Consider the following 16255-nt stretch of genomic DNA (forward strand, 5'->3'; position numbering starts at 1 on the left):
AAAAATAGCAATTATTGCCTTTTATTTAAAAAAGTGGTTGCAACCTTGGTTTTTGATAGATAAGTTACACACAACAGGCACAAGATAGTGTGAACGTTTTTTCACCACATATTTGGGTGATGCGTTCAACCAAGAGAAATAGGAAGAAGTAGCAATGTTCCAAACTGATGATGTACGAATTAACAAATCCAAAGAGTTATTACCTCCAGTTGCCGTTTTAGAGAAGTTTCCTGCGACTGAATCTGCTTCTTCGACTACGTTTCGTTCTCGTGAAGCCATTTCAAATATTTTAAAAGGTCAAGATGACCGCTTGCTCGTAATTATTGGCCCATGTTCGATTCATGACCCAGAAGCCGCAATTGAATATGGCAAACGTCTGAAAGTTCTTCGTGACGAACTTGGTGATCGCCTTGAAGTGGTTATGCGTGTCTACTTTGAAAAGCCACGCACTACAGTGGGTTGGAAAGGACTAATCAATGACCCGTATTTAAACGATACATTTAAAATCAACGACGGTTTGCGTATGGGACGTAAGTTGTTGCTTGATCTGACAGATATGGGAATGCCAACGGCAAGTGAATTCCTTGACATGATTACACCTCAGTATGTTGCGGATCTAATTAGTTGGGGCGCGATTGGAGCGCGTACAACGGAATCTCAGGTTCACCGTGAACTGGCATCTGGTATTTCATGTCCGGTAGGTTTCAAAAATGGTACAGATGGCAACATCAAAATTGCCTCAGATGCGATTCGTTCAGCAAGTGCATCACACCACTTCCTATCGGTGACTAAATACGGTCATTCGGCCATTATTGAAACGGCGGGAAACCCAGACTGTCACATCATCTTGCGTGGTGGTAAAGAGCCAAACTACAGTGCAGACCATGTTGGTGCGATTAAAAATGAGCTAGAAGCTTCAGGTTTACCACAAAAAGTGATGATCGACTTCAGCCATGCTAACAGCTCTAAGCAGTACCAGCGTCAAATGGTCGTTGCAGAAGACGTAGCGAGTCAAATTTCAGGTGGTGAAGAGGCAATTTTCGGTGTGATGATTGAATCTCATCTGGTCGAAGGTCGCCAAGATCTTGTAGCTGGTCAGACACCAAAGTACGGTCAGTCGATTACTGATGCGTGTATTGGCTGGGATGATACTGAAAAGGTACTCCGCCAGCTTGCTGATGCTGTTGAAGCTCGTCGCAACAACAGATAACACGCACCTTGCAATTTAACCAATAAAAGCTCCCTCGGGAGCTTTTATTGTTGGTCACGATTGAGTCAGTACGCTTTAAACTTCATGTTTTTGCTGTCCACAATCGCCTTCACTGCAACGAGCTTTAACAAGCTCTATCCAGCTTTGGGGAGATGGGATTCTCCTTTTCTTCCTCTCCATTGTCGGAGAAAATCTCAGCGACTGCACTGCGCTCTAGCTCTCCTTGAAGGTTACCATCTTTGTCGACAACAGGAAGGGAATAATCGCACGACATCGTATCGACGAGTACTTCCTCAATGACTGAGTCGGGTGAAATTGCGGGGACTTCTTCGTAGAACTCTGCTTTGATTTCTTCTTCGACTGTTGGATCTTGCGCCGCATCCAACAGGCCTTCTTTGGTCAGAACGCCTTGGTAACCCTCATCCGTTACGTGATAAGCATAATCTTGTTTGAAGCTTTTCATTTGAGCGATCGCTTCTTGGATGGTATTCGCTGTAATCCGATAAGCAGGTGGATTCATCACAGTCTCCACCGTAAGCGCCCGAGCCCGGTTGACGTCTTTGACGAAAGCCTCGACATAGTCATCGGCAGGGTGAAGTAAAATTTCATCCGGCGTGCCTTGCTGAACTAATTCACCATCCTTTAAGATTGCAATCCGATCGCCTAAACGTAGCGCTTCATCCAGATCGTGAGTAATAAAGATAATCGTTTTGTGCAGCTTTTGCTGTAATTCAATGAGCTGATCTTGCATTTCACTACGGATTAGTGGGTCGAGCGCCGAAAAGGCTTCGTCCATTAATAGAATCTCAGCATCAGTACATAATGCTCGAGCTAAACCCACACGCTGCTGTTGACCACCTGAAAGCTGTGACGGGTACTGGTTTTCATATCCCTTAAGCCCGACGGTTTCTAACCACTGTGTCGCCTTTTGAATGCGTTGAGCTTTTTCAACTCTTTGTATCTCAAGTCCGTAGGCGACGTTGTCGACCACAGTTCGGTGTGGCAGCAGACCAAAGCGTTGAAAAACCATCGACATTTTATGGCGGCGAAAGGCTTCCAGCTCTGGTTGGCTGAGTTGCATTACATCGGTACCTTCTACCAAAATCTGCCCTTCAGTTGGATCTATCAGACGATTGAAGTGGCGAATCAAAGTCGATTTCCCTGAACCGGATAGACCCATGATGACGAAAATTTCGCCTTGATGGATTTGAAGATTAATTTCTTTCAAACCTACAGTGTGTCCGGTATCTGCTAGCACTTTGTCTTTGCTGTCACCTTGTTTAACGCGATCCATCACTGACTGCGGCTTTTGACCGAAAACCTTATATAAGCCACTGATTTCAATAAGTGGTTTAGTCATGTTTGAGATCTCCTAAGTGAGCTTGAGTTCGCTTTGCGTAAGCCTGTGAAGCTCGGTCAAATAGGATAGCCAATGCAACGATGGCAAAACCATTTAATAAACCAAGGGTGAAATACTGATTGGTGATTGATTTAAGAACAGGTTGCCCTAAGCCTTTGACACCGATCATTGAAGCGATGACAACCATCGACAGAGCCATCATAATCGTTTGATTGATACCTGCCATAATCGTTGGCATAGCAAGTGGCAACTGAACACCAAACAAACGCTGTTTTGCACTGGCGCCAAAAGCTGTTGCAGCCTCAAGTACCTCTTTATCAACCAATCGTATACCTAGATTGGTGAGGCGAATGACCGGAGGAATCGCGTAAATGACAACCGCAATGAGGCCGGGTATTTTACCAATACCGAGCAGCATCACAACTGGGATAAGATAAACGAATGCAGGCATGGTTTGCATAACATCAAGCATCGGGGTCACTATCGACTGAACTTTATTTGATCGCGCCATCGCAATGCCAATTGGAATCCCAAGTACAATTGATAACAGGGTGCAGACAGTAATAATGCTCAAAGTACGCATTGTGTCTTCCCACATGCCAAAGTAGCCAATCAGAATCAAGGAAACAAAGCAGCCGACAGCCAGTTTCCAAGACCGGCTGGCAGCGTAGACCAAGCCTGTACAAACAGCTAAAACAATCATCCAAGGCGTGGAAAGAAGAAGCTTTTCAAACCAAATTAGAAAAGAGAGTAGGGGATCGAAAATCGACTCTATGAGATCACCATACTCGCGTGAGAAATCTCGGTAGGCGCCATCGAGAGTTTTGCGGATCGCTCTTAGATCTGAGCGCTCCATTTCAGGAAAGCTGTTGAACCAGCTGTCATTAGACATCAGTAAGTTCCTTTTATTCTCCTTCACCACTTTTGTAGTGAAGGAGTACATCTAACACATAGCAATTTTATTGCTACATAGGTTGTCTTTCGTCTTATAGAGCTTGCTTCACCTTGTCTGCAATTTCCTGTGGTACCCAGGTTTGCCAGACTTGAGGGTAGTTTTCGAGGAAGTGGTACATGGCTTCTTCGCCGTCCGCTTGGTTGTCTTCCATCCATGCAAGCAATTGGTTCATGTCTGCATTGGTAAAGCCACGCTTGGTGAAGTACTCATAGGCTTGAGGCGCTCGACTAGCAAATTCTTCTGTGGTAATGGTGTGGACAGGTGATGGCGGGTACATAGTCGGTTTTGGCGATTCGCAGTCCGCTTGAGTAGTGCACGAAACAAACTCGGCCTCATCGACGCCGCTGCCGAAGTCTACTTTGACCATTTGATATTTGCCTAACACTGCCGTTGGTGCCCAGTAGTAACCAAACCAAGCTTCTTCGCGTTCATAGGCTTTGGCTATCGCACCGGAAAGACCCGCACTTGAACCTGGGTCAACGATAGTGAAGCCAGAGTCTTCTAACCCAAGAGCTCTAAACAGATTCCCAGCGCTGATTTGGCAGTTCCAGCCCGCTGGGCAGCTGTAGAATGCAGCTTGGTCAGGATCTTCAGGGTGCTCGAACAATTTTGCATGTTTCTTCACACCTGCGATCGTGGCTATCTCAGGGTATTGCTTAACCAAGTATGATGGAACCCAAAAGCCCTCTTCACCACCGTCGACTAACGACTTACCTGCATAACGAAGGCGTTTTTCTGCGACCCCTTTATCAAGAGCATCTTTAAGACTGTTACTCCATAACTCAGGGGCAACGTCAGGCTGGCCTTTTTCAATCATAGAGGTACCCGTTGGCATTGTGTCACCGGGGATCAGTTCAGCGTCACATCCATAACCATTCTCTAAGATAAACTTATCGACATTGGCCATCACTGTTGCAGAATTCCAGTTCATGTCAGCAATGGTCACCTTGCCACACTCATTTGCTTGAGAGTAGAAAGTGGTTGCACTTAGGGATAGGAATGCCACCATTTTTAGTTTCATTTTAATTTCCTTTTTAATGAATACGTCATAAAAATAGCGAAACAATATTTAGAGTTCAAATTTATAAATAGACTCTGTGATTTAAAAATGGCATTAAATTTTTGCTAAGTGACTAGATTGTTGACGATATATAAGTGGTTTGGCTGTAAATATGATTCGTGAGCTAATGATTAATGATGTTTTCTAATGTCACTAGTCTGCCGACCAAACGTTCTTGATATCAGGCCACCCCCAGTTGGTCAGTCCGACGTCTTTCAGCACACCTTGAAAGCGTAAGGTTTGCCGGTGATGAAAAAGTGGTGACAGCCAAAATTGATTGATCAATGCGGAAGCAATGGGTTCGAGTGCATTGAGGTATTGCGTGAGTTCAGTGTCGGAGCGAAGTTGATTGAGTCGTTCGAGCAACCAAGCTTTAGAATGTTCACCGATGCAACGCTGAATAATTGGGTTGTGGTAGAGGCTATTGAATGCCGATGCATGCCGGTTATCATCGAGGTTAATGTTGGTGATGATCAGTGATTCTTGCAATTGACCAAGCGATGCTCGGGACGTTAGTTTTCGGTAGCTATAACTTTGGATTGAGACCTCAACACCACATTGTTCCAACAGGTGTTTGACCGCTAACGCACAATTGCTCAAAGAGCTGTAATCGTAGATGGCGATACTGAGTTGTTGTGGAAGTGAAACCACAGGCATTTGTGGTCGCGTAATGTTATGCCACATTGGCAATAGATTATTCGCATTCTCGCATCCAAATAGTAAATTGTTGCTCTCTAAAAACGCATACACCTTTTGTGGCGTCAAGTAGGTTGATAGAAAGCGACGCTGATTTTCGTCTAATATGATGTCTGCGCACTGATTAAATAACACGAACATGCAGCCATCTTCGGTACGACTTTTTTGTACGTTACGGTCAATATGTTTGCTAACCGCATGCGAAACAAAGTAATGACAATCCGCACTTGCTTGAGCGCCAGGTTGATTAGTTTGAATTTGTTTGTTTTCGAGTTCCGACTCGTCGAGGTGCCAGATAGTGACCTGATCGGTTAATGCTCTGCAAGCGTAGTAGCGATCAAAAGCTTGTAGGCAGAGTTTGCTATCTGAGTGCTCGGTGACCTGAAAAGGACCACAACCGATAACCTGTTTTCCCGTTGAGTCATTGACCTGACCTATTGGCTGAATGGAGTATTTTACCCCAGAAATCAGCCCGCCAAAGCCTTGATCTGGTTTGGAAAGTGTAAAGACGATTTTGTTTGGCAGCGGTGAGTGAACATCAACCAAATGATTTAATTCACTCTGATAGTCATCCAGCGTGGCCAACTTTTTAAACAAACTAACGACGCTCTCGGCATCAATAGTGCTGCCGTTATGAAAAGTTAATCCCGGGCGAAGGTAAAAAGTCCACTCTAAAGCGTTTGAATCGCAATGCCAATGATGTGCTAGCTGTGGTTCTAATACGCCATCGGCTGCGCTTGCGACCAAACAGCAGTATATCTGACGCAACAAATAACGCTCGCTTGACCGCTGCAAATGATGTGGAACTAAACGCTCAAATGGTCGCTTATAGGTCAGCTGTATATGAAGTCGACCTTCGCGCATGGAAGCGCCTGAAGTAGTTTGCAATAATCGGCCAAATGCCATTTCATCGTCGTCAAGTATCGCCAACGCCTTCTCATACTTTCCCTGCAAGATTCGTTTTGCGGCCAGTTGAGCTTTGAGTTCGCTTAACTCTAAATTGAGTAGCAAGGTTGAACGTTGATTTCTGCCTGCTTTAGGTAACCAAGAGAGCCAAGCAAGTTCAAGCATCTGGTTGAGGAGGTTTCTCGCATGTCTTGGTGTCGTGCACAATGAATTGGCTACCTCGGGCAGCGTGGTTTTATGCTCAACACCGATTCCAAATGGAACTAGGCGGCTGTAATAACGTAGCAAGTTTAGATCAGACACAGCAACATATTCGTCAAATAAGAAAGTTTAAGTCTAATTTTGTTCCTAGTTTTGTTAAAGATCCACTGTAAATATGTGATTTATTCCCTTTTTCTCTTATATAAGGAATAAATTAATAATATGTCGACAGTTTTTTGATTCCTTATTAAGGCGCAAAATACTCATAGCCTACGGAGGAACAGATGAACCACGATATTGCAACCACTTCACTTAGCATTCATTACCGAACAAGATTAGCGAAAAGCTCATCTATTTTGGAACAACTGGCTCTAATTAGCCTTGTTCAATTGATGCATTGGTAAAAACAAGCAGCACCTGATGAAACATGCTCCTGACCCCCACGAACAGTTCTCTGGTGCTGCTTTCTTTTCGTTGTTATTCAAAAATGCGCGTTAACAACGCGCGACTTTGTAGGAGAAAGTGTCTAATATTACTAAAGAATTGAAGACAAAATGGGTTGGCTATAAATATGGAAAAAGTCATAGATCTCACGCGCTGGCAACAGGAACATGTTAAAACAGAGCAGGATTTAAAGTCTTTGTTTTCGGATATAAAAGCCAATTATAGTCACGCCCCTTATCCAGAGCTTGAACAACGTATCGACTGCCTTGTTGCGCTTAAGCATGAGCTGCTTGAACGTAAACAAAAGTTGGTTGACGCACTTAAACAAGATTATGGTTACCGGAGTGAGTTTGATAGTTTAATTTGTGACATATTACCCGCCATCACGCATATCAACTATACCATCAAGCATTTGAAGAAATGGATAAAGCCGAGCAAGCGACATGCTGGTTTGCTGTTATTCCCATCAAAAATTCGTGTTGAATACCAGCCTCTTGGCATTGTTGGTGTCATGGTTCCTTGGAACTTTCCAATCGTGCTAAGCATTGCGCCGATTGTCACGGCGTTAGCTGCGGGAAATCGAGTGATGGTGAAGCTGAGCGAGCACACGCCTAATACCAATCAAGTACTCAGTGAAATCTTCGCCCAGCTAGGGGACCAGGTTTACCCCATTGAAGGTGAAGCTCAAATTTCGCAATTCTTTGCATCCTTACCCTTTGACCACCTGATCTTTACTGGTTCTACGCAAGTTGGTAAGTTGATCGCCGCCGCCGCCGCAAAGAATCTGACTCCAATCACTTTAGAGTTGGGCGGAAAGTCTCCCGCTATCGTTGCTAACGATGCTGATATCAACCAAGCCGTTGATGCGATTCTATTGGGTAAATCGATCAATGCAGGACAAATCTGTGTCGCACCTGACTATGTACTGGTTCCTCAGGGGAAAGAACTGCAATTTGTCGAAAGATATTTAGCGCGGTTTTATCAACTGTATGTCAAAGAGGGGCGGCTAGATTCTGCAACTTGCATTGTCAATGAGGCTCAGTACCAAAGACTGCAAAGCTATTTGGTCGATGCGAAAAACTTGGATGGTACGATTCACACCATAGATTATGTTGAGCTAGAGTCGCGCCAAATGGCGCCGCAATTAGTGACCGGAGTTACTGATACTATGCGCTTAATGCAAGAAGAGATTTTTGGTCCAATATTACCTGTTATTGGCTATCGGCAGATGAATGAAGTGTTTGCGTATATCAATAGCCGTGCTCGGCCACTTGCACTTTACCTCATGACGAATGACAAAGTGTTACAGCGTCAAGTGATAGAGCAAACGCATAGTGGCGGGATCGCGATTAACGATACTCTGCTTCAGGTTGCGGCCGAAGATGCCCCCTTCGGTGGTGTCGGTGATTCTGGAATGGGACACTATCATGGTGAAGAGGGCTTTCGGACATTTTCTAAAGCTAAGACGGTACTCTCTTCTCCATCATGGATGCCAAGAAGCTACCTTTTGCTAAAATATCGCAAACTTGCCATCAAATTACTCGGCCGTTTGTTTGTTCGTTAAATCGTCAATGTTTCAAAGTGGTGCTTGATAAAGGCAACAAATGTTCTCAATCGCTTTGGCTGATACTTATCGCGGTGAAAAATTGCCGAGAAATCAACGCTAGGAATTATCTAATCGTCGAAGACCTCCATCAGTTGCCGTGATTTGATTTCTTGGTGACAGTAGATTGCGGGGACACGAATAATGCCACGATGATTAACTGCTCCTTTAACCAGAACACGGCCATTTTTACACTGTAAATGGCCATTTATCGTAATGTCTCTGGTTTGTTTGCTTATTTTATTGGTATATCCCCAGCGTTTTACTGAACCCGTTAAGCAATGGTGATGTGCCAGTTGCTTAGGGTGGTCAGGCTTGCCATGTTGTTTAAGGTATTACGGGCTAGCTAGCGTACATATATCAATAGTCATCAGCTTGCGTGCGACAAATTCTGAGTCTTCTAACTTTCCCATTCGAAGAGCGGGGTGTTGTGCTAGCTGTTGAAAAATATCTTCGGCAACATTTTACTCATGCTATTTCCAGCTCTATATTTATTAAGTGATAAATTGCATAGGAGATTTCGCGTGAGTTTAGTGCAGCGTAACAGCGACGATCTGAACGAGTTACAACTCTCTAATAACCATCAAGAACAAGACACTCCGCTCGCCAATAAGGATGTGAGTAGTACAGATTCATCCAGCGCGATTCATTATGGTGAAGATGCATTTAGCAATATTATGCCGTTGTGTGAAGTGGCTTGTATTGTTACCACCCCAACAGGTAAAACACTCAGATGCAAAACCAAGTACGTGGGCTTGCATACAAACAATGTTCTGTTGTTAGAGTTACCCAATGTATCACCGAAAGAAAAGTCGCAGTTTATGCAGCGCGGCTATGGAATAAAGGCGTGTGTTATTTCCTCAAAAGGGGAAGGGGCACGTGTTTATTTTAAGAGCAAGATTGAGTATGTATTGAGCGGTGGCGATAGTGACTTGCTGCTAGTCGGTTTCCCTAAAGCCACCCAAGTCGTTGTGGGATTAAGGGAAAGTGCTCGGTTGGAAGTTGACCTTGAAGGAATGATTAGTCCGAATGAGCACCGTTATCCATGCCAGTTACGAGATATTTCGCAGCAAGGATGCCTGCTCGTGGTTGAGCGAGGTAAATCAAACTATCGTATGGGTTCGATTTTTGATTTCAAGGTGCTCAGTAGTGATGAGTCAAACAAACCGTACACTGAGAAACAATTTAGCGCTGTGGTCAGAAATGTCACCAAAACCAACCATTACGTAAGGTATGGAGTCAAGTTTGAAGAGGAGTGTCTTAAGTCGGTCTCTGAACTGATTGAAGGGCTTCAGTTCTGTTCCATTCAACATAAATTCACCTTGTAAGTGGTAAAATAGTTTCTATTGCGGGTTGTAGACACCCGCAATTCATTTCTTTTCATTGTTCTATGCTTGTTGGTTAAACGCCGCCAATACTCAACAACATCCCACCTGTGCTTTATACTTCTCATATTTGAGGTTTAAGTTAAAACTCGTTTCGATAGACTAAAATCAATGTAATATCACCGCGATAGGTACAGCGTTTTTTGTCAGACGATTTGGTGTTTGTAGTCAATGTCCTCCGACGTTGTGAAGCAGATACCAGCCTTATGCAGATTGGATAACTGAAAGGTTCCGATCTGAGGTACCATGTAGCGCTCAATCATTTGACGTTGATGCCGATACAGTGGTGAGTTGAATGTCTTTAGGAAACATAAGAAGAACGAATGAATATCATGGGGATCGCCATTGGGGCGACGGGTTTGCTGTTACTCTGCATGTTTATGTGGATGTTAGCCTTATCAATGCGTAAAAAGCGATTAGAACAAGAACGCAAAGAGAGAGAAATCGCGTTTCGTAAAGCGATGGAGAAGAACCGCAAGCAAGAACAAGAAGAACGAATCGTAAAAGCCGAAGAGGGACATATTCCCACCATTCTTTATTTAGCGAAAGAGGCGGAGCGTACGCGTCCACAAGAAGCGGTTTATTGGTACAGCAAGGCGGCCAAGCTCGATAGTGTAACAGGCATGTATGGTGTCGTTCGTATCAGCAATAAAATGAAGCAGGATTTAGTTCTTAAACAACAAGCTAAGTTTTGGCAAACATGCATATCTGCCGCGGAAGGAAGTTTACCGCATCAGTTTGAAATGGCGCAGGCACTTTTTTCTGGTAGAGGTACTGAGGTTGATGTACCAAAGGCACTATCGGTGATGGAGTCTGCGGCGGATCAAAATTATGTTGATGCGTTGATATTTCTTGGTGACTGGGCGAGTTCGCCGAACAATCTTCAAGCAAGCCCAGCAACGTCGACTGATTACTATCGCAGGGCTGCTGAGTTACGCAGCAATGAAGGTCGGATGAAGCTGGGTCTAAATTATATTCATGGTCGTGGTGTAGAAGCTAACTTTGATTTGGGCGTGTATTGGCTAGAACGCGCGGCTGAAAAAGGCTATTTAGAGGCGATGTATAAAGCAGGTGAGACGTGGATGGACTACAAGCCTGCCGGAAATTCACTGGCTTATATATGGTTGTTTTTGGCTGGACAACTTGGCCATGAGCCCGCGCGAGTATTACGTGATAAGGTGGCGATGAATATCGGTGTTGATACTGTGGTTGGCTTGCAGAGTTTAGCTAAACCTATGGTAAAGAAAATTCGTGATAACAAGGTCAGCAAACACTCGATTATTCGCGCGCTTAACAAGCTGTATAAACGCTCCATCCCAACTGATGAACAGCTTAGCAGCAGTATGCCGATGGAAAAAGTTGCTGAAGAAGAGAGCGCGTCCGTCACCGTGCCTCAAGAACCTTCTCTTCATCAAGAGTCTCAATCGGAGTCAGAGCAACCTCAAGCAAAACTGGATTTCTCTCAATCTCCAATTGATAAGCAATAAAAAATGGCCTCGTTGATACGAGGCCATTTTGTTATCTAATCTGAAGCTTATTTAGCTTGCTTCTGCTTTGCTTTACAGACTGCCGCAGTGAATACCACGTCAGTTGAGCTATTCAATGCGGTCTCTGCTGAATCTTGTACCACACCAATAATGAAACCTACCGCAACCACTTGCATCGCGATTTCATTTGGAATGCCAAACAGACCACAAGCCAATGGGATAAGTAGTAGTGAACCGCCTGCAACGCCAGATGCACCACAAGCTGAAACTGATGCCACAACGCTTAGGAGGAGTGCGGTCATTAGGTCGATTTCAATCCCCATGGTGTGAACCGCCGCTAGGGTAAGTGTTGTGATAGTAATCGCAGCACCAGCCATATTGATGGTTGCGCCAAGAGGAATCGATACTGAGTAGGTATCTTCATCCAATTTTAGCTTTTCACACAACGCCATGTTGACCGGAATGTTTGCCGCGCTAGAACGGGTAAAGAAGGCAGTAACGCCACTTTCACGAATACATTGTAGGACAAGTGGGTAAGGGTTTTCGCCTGTCTTAACCAATACAATAATTGGGTTTACCACTAATGCAATGAAGGCCATTGAACTCAACAGCACCGCCAGCAGTTGCGCGTATCCGGCTAGTGCCTCAAAACCAGTTGTGGCAAGTGTTGAAGCCACTAGGCCAAAGATACCAAATGGTGCGAGACGAATAATAAAACGCACGATTTGAGATACGCCATGGCTTAAGTCTTCAAATACCGCTTTCGTTGTTGCAGACGCATGGTGAAGCGCCAAACCTAAACCGATTGCCCAAGCGAGAATACCGATGTAGTTGGCACTCATCAGAGCGTTAACTGGGTTATCTACCAGCTTAAACAACAGCGTATTTAATACTTCTGCGATACCTTGAGGTGGTGTCGCCCCCTCAGCACCTGAAACCAAAGTCAATGTGGTTGGGAACAAAAAGCTCAGTACCACCGCAGTTAAAGCTGCAGTAAAGGTACCCAAAAGGTAAAGAACCACAATCGGACGCATGTAGGTATGCTGGTCTCTTTTCTGGTTAGCAATGGATGCTGCTACCAAAATAAAAACAAGAATTGGCGCGACCGCTTTGAGTGCGCCAACAAAAAGGCTTCCAAGTAATCCAACACTTTGGGCGTGATCTGGAGAGACAGTCGCTAAACCCACACCTAGAATGATGCCGGCTAGGATCTGCAAAACCAAATTGCCACGTGCAAAGCGCGCAATGATTGAGTTGTGTTGCATAGTTATCCCTGCAATGAATGGTTTTATAACGTTATAGTAATTTCAGTTGTTAAAACTGAGGATGACATACTAGCGGCTTGAAATATTGTGTCTAGAAATAATTGAAACTTAGCATTAATAATTAACTACAAAGATTTTTTGTGAATATTATGTTTTGTTTCTGTGTTTTATTGGTAACAAAGTGGGGGCTAAAGCCCCCGAGTATTATGTAGCAAGAACCCTTAGAAATGATTGCCTTGCTTGTTTTGTCGACTATTGTTTTGCACCTTTTTATAGAACTTTGTCAATTGCTTAAATGAGGCTCGCTGCTCAGCAATGGTTGCACTGTTGCGCCGCTGCTCACGCAGTAACTTAAGATAGTTCGTTAATCGTCTTTCTTCTAACTCACCAGATTGGATCGCTTGTTGAACACGACAATTAGGTTCATCCTGATGTTGACAGTCAGAGAAGCGGCATTGGCTAGCGAGTGACTCGATATCTGAGAAAGTTTCTGCAACCCCATCAGCACAATCGATAAGCTGAAGTTCTCGCATTCCCGGAGTATCAATCAATACCGCGCCCGTAGGCATAAAGTGCATTGAACGGCTGGTTGTCGTATGTCGTCCTTTGCTGTCAGCCTCACGTATGCCGCCAGTCTGCTGAGTATCTTCTTTAAGCAGGCTATTGACCAGCGTCGATTTGCCAACGCCTGACGAGCCCATAAATGCCACGGTTTTTCCGGTTTGGCACCAAGGTAACAGACGTTCACATTGCGATAGGTCGAGTGCATTAACATGCTCAATCATCAACAAGGGATCTAACTTTTGTACTTGCTGTTTCTTGTCTTCTGCGTCAGCACATAAATCCGCTTTGGTTAATACAATCACTGGCTCAACTTCCGCTTCATGTGCGATCGCAAGATAACGCTCTATTCGACTCAGATTGAAATCGTCATTGAGTGAACAAACGATAAACAGCGTGGTGACATTGGAGGCGATTAACTGTTCACTGGCCTTGCTACCCGCTGCTTTTCGATGAAAAAGAGATTGGCGATCGAGCAAGGTTACGAATTGGAAATGTTCATCGAGTAACACCCAGTCGCCTACGGTCATCGCAGGGAATGACTTATGGATCTCTAGATGTATTTCACCAGATTCACTTAGCAATTTATAACCACTTCGGTGGTGCTCAGTGATTCGCGCAGCAATGTGCTGTTGCTCTAAGTCGTCAAGTGTCAGTTGTTGTTGAAATAAATTGTTCCAGCCAAGTGTCGGTAATGACATTGGTGTATTTGCTTTGGTATTCATAGTTGCCCCAAGCTAACAGAAATTATTCTGTAAAAATTTGCTAGGGTCTTTAGACCCCGGTATTAGGTGACACCGGGCAAAGGAAGGGTAGAAGTAGGCGTGTTAAAGTGACTTCACCGTTTTTGCCGGGTGGGTTTTAATTACAATCATCGTATCCTCCTATGGATTAGTTCGTGTTGACGTCGCATATAATAGCAAATGAGGTGAGCGATTGCCCACCTTTGCGTATAAAATTTATTGCTTAGTGATGATGTGTCATTCCCTTCATCACTTTTTTGATGGGTGCAGTGATCGTCTGAGTCTCACCATTGGCAAAAGTGACTTGGACATTGATGCTGTCGCCTTCAACAAATGGCTTGGTCAGGTCGAACAACATAATGTGCAGACTACCGGGTTTCAAAACCGTTTTACCCTTGGCTGGGATCGTGATTTTTTCAATTTGACGCATCTTCATCACGTCACCTTCGGTGATCACGTCGTGAAGCTCAACTTTTCCGGCCGCGTCAGTTGTTGCTGACACAATATGTCGCTCGGTATCACCCTTATTCATAAACTCAGCAAATACAGCACTGGTAGGTGCATTGGGTGGAGTAGCACGTGCGTATGCGTGGTTGGTCATAATGTCCGTTTCAGCATAAGCCAATGGGCTTAGTGTCAAACACGCCAATATAAGTGCTTTAAGTTTCATTGTGATTATCCTTGTGATGAAAGAGTTTTAAAGGCTTCAACCAGCGGAGCTGGAGTAAGAGTATGTGGCACTTTTGTAATGAGCGTGCCATCTGGTTTGAGGAAGTAAAAATAAGAGCTGTGATCTAGGGTGTATTTGAGCTGGGAGTTTTCCAACTCGGTTTTACGAAAGATGACACCATACTTGTGAGCAAGTGGTGTGGTTACCTCTAACGGAGCAGACAAACCTTCTATCATTGGATGGAAATACTGCGCGTACTGATGAGATTCCGCTGCTGCGTCACGCTCAGGATCGAGAGAAATAAACAGTGGGCGAAAACCGCTCTTAATTGAGTCATCAACTTGATTAAGAGCTCCGGCTAGCATAGCTAACGAGGTTGGGCAAACGTCCGGGCAACGCGTGAAACCAAAATAGACGACACGAATTCTAGAGTCTTGCGGATCGAATATAGAGACTGGTTGGTTGTCTTTGCCAAAAAGTGTAACGTTCGTTGTGTCACCTAATTGCGGTTTGGATTCATTTTGTTTATCAAGGTAGCTTTTCAATCCAAAGCCGATCACAAAGGCTATCACTAAGATCAAAGACCAGTTTCTATTCATTGTTCCATCCTTATTGATGTCTTAATTGATTGATTACCATCACTAATGCTGCCAAACCAAGTCATGGAAGTTGTGGTACACACGGGTAAAATGATTTGTCCAGAAAATAGACCCGAGGCACTTTTTTCTAGTTTAAATACCACAGTGCCCATTTCCATTTCGTAGCCCTGTAGCGTCATGATAAGGCTTTCGCTGGAAGTGTTAGTCCAGTTTACACTTAATACCGTCGGGACGAGAGGATGGCTGACGTCTTTATTGGCTTGAACGGAAATATCGCCTTGCTGGCATTTATTCGTTGTGACCAAGCAATAGTCATCCAGCGAAGCAGTTTGCTGGGTTGATTGAAACCACTTAATAATATCACCAGCGTAGAAACCACTGACAAGGGCGCTGGCGATGAGAACAAATTTTGCGAATGTGGGCACGACACTAATCCCTTGAAATACCGACGAGCGCAATGCTAGCACAAAGCGCCTTAAATCTATGAGATATCGAACAAGATTGTGCTTGCAGTCAAGCTGAGATTAACGGCTTTTATGAATAGCGTAGATCGCATGATCTAAAATGCGTTCACCGACTTTTTCTCGATTGGTGATAATACCTTCAAGCGCCATACCTACTCTTTGCGCCACGTTGCGACTGGCTGTGTTTTCTACCGCAGCGGAAAGTTGGACCTTTTCAACCTTTAACTCGTGAAATGCGTGTTCGACCAAGTGCTTCACGACTCTAGTAACAATTCCTTTTCCTTGATGATGTTTAGACAGCCAATAGCCTATTTCTAAGCTTGAAGTCTCATAATCAATGTTAAAGCAGCTGCAGTTGCCGACGATTTCAGACTGGTACAAAATTGCGCAAGTGATTGACTTGCCATCGGCATAGTCATGCAGCGAACGTTGGACAAACAGGCGGAAGTCCTGCTCGCTTTTGCAATGTGGTGGCCACGCAAGCCACTGAGATAAATAGTCAAACTGCTCTGACGCAAGCTCCACATACTGATTAGCAAATGACTCTTGAACAAGAGCGATGGAAATCTCGCTGTCGATTTTTTGGCTGAACATAATCCATTCCGTGCATATAGCGTTGAACTTAAACCTAACAAACTACCAAGGT

The 16255-nt window shown here is 44.3% G+C and carries 14 protein-coding genes and 1 pseudogene; 4 read left to right on the top strand and 11 right to left on the bottom strand.

Going from position 1 to position 16255, the window contains the following annotated elements; genetic code table 11:
* Window positions 1–154: 154 nt before the first annotated feature.
* Window positions 155–1210, top strand: coding sequence for a 3-deoxy-7-phosphoheptulonate synthase AroG (gene aroG, locus TW81_RS02875; RefSeq protein WP_045954232.1), 1056 nt, complete (start codon window positions 155–157; stop codon window positions 1208–1210).
* Window positions 1211–1334: 124 nt separating this feature from the next.
* On the opposite strand, the gene TW81_RS02880 is transcribed toward aroG, so the two are convergent.
* The 4 genes from TW81_RS02880 to TW81_RS02895 all read right to left on the bottom strand — a co-directional run bounded on the left by TW81_RS02880 (window position 1335) and on the right by TW81_RS02895 (window position 6490).
* A complete protein-coding gene (locus tag TW81_RS02880; RefSeq protein ID WP_045954233.1) occupies window positions 1335–2570 on the bottom strand; it encodes a quaternary amine ABC transporter ATP-binding protein in 1236 nt (411 codons plus the stop codon).
* Entirely contained in the window at window positions 2563–3462 is a 900-nt protein-coding gene (locus TW81_RS02885) for an ABC transporter permease (RefSeq protein ID WP_045954234.1), read from the bottom strand. Before TW81_RS02885 ends, TW81_RS02880 begins: the two co-directional genes overlap by 8 nt.
* Before the next feature lie 94 nt (window positions 3463–3556).
* Window positions 3557–4552 carry an ABC transporter substrate-binding protein gene (locus tag TW81_RS02890; RefSeq protein WP_204243978.1) on the bottom strand — a complete coding sequence of 332 codons (996 nt, stop codon included), beginning with the start codon at window positions 4550–4552 and terminating at the stop codon, window positions 3557–3559.
* 186 nt (window positions 4553–4738) lie between these two features.
* A complete protein-coding gene (locus TW81_RS02895) occupies window positions 4739–6490 on the bottom strand; it encodes an SgrR family transcriptional regulator (RefSeq protein ID WP_045954236.1) in 1752 nt (583 codons plus the stop codon).
* A gap of 469 nt (window positions 6491–6959) precedes the next feature.
* On the opposite strand from TW81_RS02895, the gene TW81_RS02900 reads away from it, so the two are divergent.
* Complete coding sequence (locus TW81_RS02900) at window positions 6960–8396, top strand: coniferyl aldehyde dehydrogenase (protein WP_045954237.1); 1437 nt, start codon at window positions 6960–6962, stop codon at window positions 8394–8396.
* Here the strand turns inward: TW81_RS02900 and TW81_RS19490 are convergent.
* Window positions 8393–8857, bottom strand: a pseudogene (locus TW81_RS19490) (substrate binding domain-containing protein); the annotation flags it as partial. The gene TW81_RS02900 and the pseudogene TW81_RS19490 overlap by 4 nt on opposite strands.
* 102 nt (window positions 8858–8959) lie before the next feature.
* On the opposite strand from TW81_RS19490, the gene TW81_RS02905 reads away from it, so the two are divergent.
* Entirely contained in the window at window positions 8960–9763 is an 804-nt protein-coding gene (locus TW81_RS02905; RefSeq protein ID WP_045954238.1) for a PilZ domain-containing protein, read from the top strand.
* A gap of 380 nt (window positions 9764–10143) precedes the next feature.
* Complete coding sequence (locus TW81_RS02910) at window positions 10144–11307, top strand: tetratricopeptide repeat protein (RefSeq protein WP_045954239.1); 1164 nt, start codon at window positions 10144–10146, stop codon at window positions 11305–11307.
* A gap of 47 nt (window positions 11308–11354) precedes the next feature.
* Here TW81_RS02910 and sstT read toward each other — a convergent pair whose 3' ends face one another.
* From sstT to TW81_RS02940, 6 genes are all read right to left on the bottom strand, one after another.
* Complete coding sequence (gene sstT / locus TW81_RS02915; protein WP_045954240.1) at window positions 11355–12572, bottom strand: serine/threonine transporter SstT; 1218 nt, start codon at window positions 12570–12572, stop codon at window positions 11355–11357.
* 221 nt (window positions 12573–12793) lie between these two features.
* Window positions 12794–13858 (bottom strand): ribosome small subunit-dependent GTPase A, encoded by a 1065-nt coding sequence (gene rsgA, locus TW81_RS02920; RefSeq protein ID WP_045954241.1) that lies wholly within the window; start codon window positions 13856–13858, stop codon window positions 12794–12796.
* A 241-nt stretch (window positions 13859–14099) separates the two neighbouring features.
* Complete coding sequence (locus TW81_RS02925) at window positions 14100–14546, bottom strand: copper chaperone PCu(A)C (RefSeq protein ID WP_045954242.1); 447 nt, start codon at window positions 14544–14546, stop codon at window positions 14100–14102.
* A 5-nt stretch (window positions 14547–14551) separates the two neighbouring features.
* Window positions 14552–15145 carry an SCO family protein gene (locus TW81_RS02930; protein ID WP_045954243.1) on the bottom strand — a complete coding sequence of 198 codons (594 nt, stop codon included), beginning with the start codon at window positions 15143–15145 and terminating at the stop codon, window positions 14552–14554.
* Entirely contained in the window at window positions 15142–15570 is a 429-nt protein-coding gene (locus tag TW81_RS02935; RefSeq protein ID WP_045954428.1) for a hypothetical protein, read from the bottom strand. Before TW81_RS02935 ends, TW81_RS02930 begins: the two co-directional genes overlap by 4 nt.
* A 99-nt stretch (window positions 15571–15669) precedes the next feature.
* Entirely contained in the window at window positions 15670–16203 is a 534-nt protein-coding gene (locus tag TW81_RS02940) for a GNAT family N-acetyltransferase (RefSeq protein WP_045954244.1), read from the bottom strand.
* Window positions 16204–16255 lie beyond the last annotated feature (52 nt).

It is taken from the genome of Vibrio galatheae, from assembly GCF_000967545.1.
Classification (GTDB): domain Bacteria; phylum Pseudomonadota; class Gammaproteobacteria; order Enterobacterales; family Vibrionaceae; genus Vibrio; species Vibrio galatheae.